A 5,542-nucleotide genomic window follows, 5' to 3' on the forward strand; every position below is an offset into this window, starting at 1 on the left:
GTTAAAGGCTTCATGTAGAGATTTTCGTTTGAATGACCGGTCAAGACTGGAAGCGGACCTTGGGTTGCACGGCACCAGTTATTCGTGGTGAATAAGTCGAGAAAGGACTATTTCGCATCTTGAGGTTCACTCCTGAAACAGCAGCGTAATAATCAAGGAAAATCGGATGGATGTCAGAACCCTATGGTTTATAGTTCTAATCACTTCAGCCTTTATTTTGGCTTTTATACTTTTTAATCTATATAAGGACCAGATCAGAGCACTTCCATCGTTTAGAAAATCAGGATACATAGGAAAGCAAAACAACATATCAGCCTCAATAAATCTGGTATTATTGTGTTTTTCTTTGTATGAGTTTATTAACGGCCTTGCATCCGGAAAGGTTTATTCGATATACCAAGTTTTTATCGGCGGGCCTTCAGTTGTGCAAAGCGCAAACTCTTATGTTTATTGATTTAATATGTTGTTATGGTTTTCTCTTTTTATATATTGTGGTCCTTACTACTTCATAAGATCAAAAAAAATAATACGCTAATGTTTTTACGGCGGGTTTACCATGCGACAAAATTGCATCAAATGTTTGCGGCTGGACTATACGTTTCGCATCTGGCCATTTTCGAGTGGCGTCATAATTGTAATCATGGGCGCTCTGTAAATCAATGGGTTGAGGTTCTCCAAAAGCATTCCCAGTATGTCCCGGTTTCCGGTCATGATGGCGAGTTGTGAGAACACGATTGGCAAACTGCTGGTCGATAGCTATCGTTGCCCCGCCGCCGTTGAGCTCTGATGGTCGGCAGCAGACTGATTGCAGTCGTTCAGCAGCGGTAAGCAAATGACCCAAAGCGGCCATTCAAGGTGGGAATAGTCAGCGCCCGGAGTTCGGCCAAACCTGACAAAGAGGCATCTTTGAAATATGGCTGGTTATAGGTGGCAAGCGGACCCTATTGTTATCTGGCGTTTAAAGCGGTAATCTCAAACATGCGTGTGAGCACTCGCGGATGAAAAGCTGCCTCTTTAGCCGAAATTGCCCAAGGGTACTCCCTCTGTAATCTCCAAATCTAGCTGACATTTTCAATGCGGCCTGAGGCAGCACGACTTCGTCGTGGCTTTTGATTGGAGATTCACATGAATACCGAAAACCTGCTGCGCGCAGTCCGCCCTGTCAACCTTCTGATTCCCCGTCCCGGCCAACCCGAATCTGCAGAACCGAAGTTCTGGGCAATGCAGCTAGCGGGCTTACACTGCAATCACGTCAAAAAGTCGGCCAAAGTCCTTCGGGACGCTCGCAAGCGCTCCGATCAGCCCATTCCCGAAGATGTTTCCCTGAAAGTCAGCAGCCTCCACCATGGACTTGCACAAGCACTAGGCAGCAAATCCTTCGATGCTTGGCGGTATACCGAACTGGAACTTATCGACTTCCTCCAGACCCGCGGCATGACCCGCCCCGCCGACTTGATCAGTTGGCCCCGCATGTTTTCCTCCAGCCTGAAAGCCCGTCAAGTATCGGATCGTCTCTTCAATTCTGGCCTGCCGATGCCGGAAAGAATTTTCACCGGCGTCGGCTCCAAGTTTTTCGCCGCAAGCGGCCTCGGCCGTTACGATATGCATCAACTGGCCGATGGTCCCCTCTATAGTGACGAAGCCCGACTCAAATGGTGTGAAGATCGGGCCAACCAAGTAGTTCTCTCCTTGGAGCGTGAATTCGATTGTGATGCCGATGCACCGGACTTTCTTGAATTGACCGGCCGTGACCTGTTGCTTCATTCATACCGTTTTGATCACATCGCCGTCGCCTTCAACCTTCTAGGCGACAATCTGGTGGCACCAATGCAACGGCCGCCCGAGTTCCGTTTGTACAACGCCAGCGAGGACGAACTTGTTTTTGACCGCAGGGTTTTCGATATCTTTCGCCAGGAAATCGAACGTTCTGAATCAGGCTGGGTTGATATCATTCCGTTCCCCGGCAACGACAACATCGTTTTCCTGAAAGAGGCAAACGGTGCATTTGACTGGGTCATCCGTGATCAGCGGGACGAAGTCTTTACGGGGAATCCATACCACCCGTTCTTCAAAAGTCACGAACTGCCAACCGCGATGAAGGAATCCCGGTTCAAGGCACATCTCTATTTCAAAACCGGTGAATGGTATGAGCGACTGGAGCACAGTGCAGAAACCCGCCATTATGCAGAAGGTGGGACAGTTGCTACCTGGCCGGGTTACCTCAAGCTGCTCATGCGCGAACTAGTGGCAACACGCGGTAACTATGCGCAGCCGACTCAGCCGAAGGGGTGGGGGGCTCAGAACTTTGCCCCCCATCGGCTCAGCGGTTACTGCTTGATGGTTTCGCCGCCGGTGACGATCCAGGAATTCTGGCTTTTCTTCGAGAGTTCGGATTGGCGGAATGATCGCGTAACCCGCTCACATAACAAGGCCCAGCTTGAAGATGATATCGCCGCAGTCAATCTGCACGATGACGACCATCTTCCAGCGAGCGTAACGTGGTTTGATGCCTTGGCATATTGCCGCTACTACGAGCAGAAAACCGGTTTCCACGTTCGCCTGCTGAAGGTAGAAGAGTGGAAGCAAATTAGTCCGCCCCCTCTCCTAGATATCGAACAAGACGGCTGGGCTGACTTAACTAGGGTCGTTACTGGCGAAGATGGGAAACCCGGGGACGAAAGCTGTCATCGTTATCCAGAGTCCAGCGACGGTGGTGGATTCCTGCGTTTTGGCAAAGAATTAACCTGGACGCAGAATCAACAGGGGCTTCCCTTCGTATCTGTCCTAGATTTCGGTGAATGGTTAGCCGACTATGCTGATGGTTTTGCCCCTGTAGCCAATGCGGCGACCGGCAAAGCTCTTATGAGCGGTCCTCTTGATCGGGATCGCTGTCCAGCGCATCTGACCATGCGCTACAAAGGCTTGAAGGTCGGCTTCCGCCTCTGCTACGTCACACACCCCGACGCTTAACTCGTTCAGGAGATGACCATGACGCATTCCTTGACGAGGAGGGGGCGCGTACGCCCGCGGCTATCAGAACTGGTGATTAACTGGCACATCACCGAAGCCTGCAACTATCGCTGCCGTTATTGCTATGCCCATTGGGCTGGCAGTGGTCGGGAGCTCATTCATAACATCCCGGCCACCACGCGGATGCTGGAAAATTTGTGGCTGTACTTCCATCCGAGAAATCTTGCAAACCCACTTCGTCGGCAGATGGATTGGCAGGGCGTGCGGCTCAATCTAGCAGGCGGAGAACCCCTCCTCTACCCAGAGCGTGTAAGCCAGATCCTGCTCGCAGCACGCAATATCGGCTTCACCACCTCCCTGATCACCAACGGCAGTTTGTTATCGCCTGCCGTTACAGCGCAGATTGCTCCGCACCTTTCCGTGCTGGGGGTCAGCCTAGATTCTGGCGAATCCCCTACCAATCGCCTGATTGGGCGGCAAGGCCGGCATGGCCAGTTGCTGATAGTCGAGCAACTGGCGGAGGTTATTGAAGAAGCCAGGCGCTGCAATTCTAGTCTGCAGATCAAGCTCAACACCGTCGTCAACGCGCTCAATTGTCATGAGGATCTAAGCGTATTGCTTCAGCGTTTGGCACCTCAACGCTGGAAGATACTGCGCATGCTTCCCGTGATGACCAACGAATTGATGGTTAGCGATTCTGATTTTCAGGACTTTATTGCTCGGCATCAGCATCTAGGCCACATTCTGTGCGTCGAGGACAACACGGAAATGGTTGAGTCCTACTTAATGATCGACCCGCTCGGCCGCTTCTTCCAAAATGCATCAGGCCAATCAAGCTATCGCTCCAGTTGTCCGATCCCGGAAGTCGGCCCCGAACAAGCGTTTGCTGAGGTTGGCGTGGACGCCGCCAAGTTTTGCGCGCGCTACCTCGGACATCTCGAAGACGCCTCAGTATGAAACGGTACAGCGCCTCGAAGGGATGATGATTACTGGGAAGATTTTTAAATCGCAGATATCTTTTCCCTTGGGCTGTATCCTGATACAACTGCGGCCTGAGGAGAGCAATTTTACCGCCCTTCCACGGCATGCAATCAGGGATATCATGGTCTATGGCTTTAAAAAACATCAATGAGGCCGAATTTGGAGCCCTAATCCGTGGACTTGCGCAAGACGTCGTTGATGCCCACATTCACTGGGGTCAGCTAAACGCCCTTCAAGCGCAGTTGGACAAATGGCCAGAGGTGTCTTTACCGGCTCGACTCGCGTCACACTGAGCCTCGGCTTTCATCGCCTGTAGCCGGGCGCCCTCTGTAAACTGGGCAGGCGAGGAGGTCGTCGATTGCCAGACTCAGTGCCAGAGAGTAACCCTGATCTCCGCAAGATCATCCATGTGGACATGGATGCCTTCTTTGCGGCCGTAGAACAACGCGACAGGCCGGAGCTCCGCGGTCAGCCTTTGATCGTTGGCGGCGACCCAAACGGCCGGGGAGTCGTTGCCACCTGTAGCTACGAAGCCCGACGTTTTGGAATCCACTCGGCCATGTCGGCGGCACGGGCCCGCTCCCTCTGCCCGCAGGCCATCTTTGTCCGTCCCCGCATGGAAGCCTATCGAGAGGCCTCCCGTCAGGTTATGGCTATCCTGCGCAGTTACACACCGCTCGTGGAGCCACTGTCGCTGGATGAGGCCTTTCTGGACGTCACTGCTGCCACCGCCGATGGTATCCTGGCGGTCGAAATCGCCCGCGAGATACTGGACCGCATTCATCGGGAAACGAGGCTGACCGCTTCGGCAGGGGTCTCCTATAATAAGTTGCTCGCCAAGCTCGCCTCCGACTGGCGCAAGCCCCATGGGCTTTTCGTTATCCCGCCCGAACGTGGTCTCGACTTCTTGGCGCCGCTGCCCGTTGGCAAACTGCATGGTGTGGGCCCGGCCACTGTAAAAAAACTATCCGCTATGGGTATCGACACCGTCTCGGATCTGCGGGCGATAGCGCAGGAGAGGTTGATTAGGTGTTTCGGTAAGGCTGGAGCTTGGTTTTACGAAGTGGCGCGGGGGATCGATAGGCGGCCCGTGCAGCCGACCCGCCAACGGAAATCGGTGGGTACCGAGCGGACCTTCTCGGAAAACCTGGAGGATCGAAGGACCATGCTGGCCACGTTACAGCAGATGGCCGAGCAGGTTGCGGCCCGTCTCCAGGCACTCGCCTTGGCGGGCTACACGGTGAACATCAAGGCACGCTTTCCCGATTTTGCCACGGTCACCCGAGCGCATACGGCGACCGAGGTCATCGGGAATACGGAAACCATCGTGGCATTGCTACCAGAACTACTGGATCGGGCAGTTCCCCAGGGTGCGTCCGTGCGTCTGCTGGGAATCACAGTGAGCGGTCTCGTCCAAATACAGGCGGCAAGCCAAGGCGCCCGCCAGCTGAACTTGCTGGACGGAATCCCCGATCTGCGGTAAGAACATGGCAAGAGAATAGGCGGTGATGCAGCGTAACTGGTCATTGAGAATGCAATGTCTTGTCCAGGATTTACATTGAAGTGACGCAAAAGTCCGGCAGCGGCAGAG

General features: G+C 53.6%; 4 protein-coding genes. 3 read left to right on the forward strand and 1 reads right to left on the reverse strand.

Features of this window, described 5'->3' with window-relative positions:
* Positions 1-514 precede the first annotated feature (514 nt).
* Positions 515-841: a hypothetical protein gene (locus tag Q0C48_RS09685; RefSeq protein WP_291523830.1), complete on the reverse strand. Its 327-nt coding sequence runs from the start codon at positions 839-841 to the stop codon at positions 515-517.
* Between the two features lie 284 nt (positions 842-1,125).
* Here Q0C48_RS09685 and Q0C48_RS09690 point away from each other — a divergent pair, with 284 nt between their 5' ends.
* The 3 genes from Q0C48_RS09690 to dinB all read left to right on the forward strand — a co-directional run bounded on the left by Q0C48_RS09690 (position 1,126) and on the right by dinB (position 5,434).
* Complete coding sequence (locus tag Q0C48_RS09690; protein ID WP_291523832.1) at positions 1,126-2,970, forward strand: SUMF1/EgtB/PvdO family nonheme iron enzyme; 1,845 nt, start codon at positions 1,126-1,128, stop codon at positions 2,968-2,970.
* A gap of 18 nt (positions 2,971-2,988) precedes the next feature.
* Positions 2,989-3,927 carry a viperin family antiviral radical SAM protein gene (locus Q0C48_RS09695; protein WP_291523834.1) on the forward strand — a complete coding sequence of 313 codons (939 nt, stop codon included), beginning with the start codon at positions 2,989-2,991 and terminating at the stop codon, positions 3,925-3,927.
* Between the two features lie 382 nt (positions 3,928-4,309).
* Positions 4,310-5,434 carry a DNA polymerase IV gene (dinB, locus tag Q0C48_RS09700; protein WP_291523836.1) on the forward strand — a complete coding sequence of 375 codons (1,125 nt, stop codon included), beginning with the start codon at positions 4,310-4,312 and terminating at the stop codon, positions 5,432-5,434.
* Positions 5,435-5,542 lie beyond the last annotated feature (108 nt).

The organism is Acidithiobacillus sp. (assembly GCF_023255755.1).
GTDB lineage: Bacteria > Pseudomonadota > Gammaproteobacteria > Acidithiobacillales > Acidithiobacillaceae > Acidithiobacillus.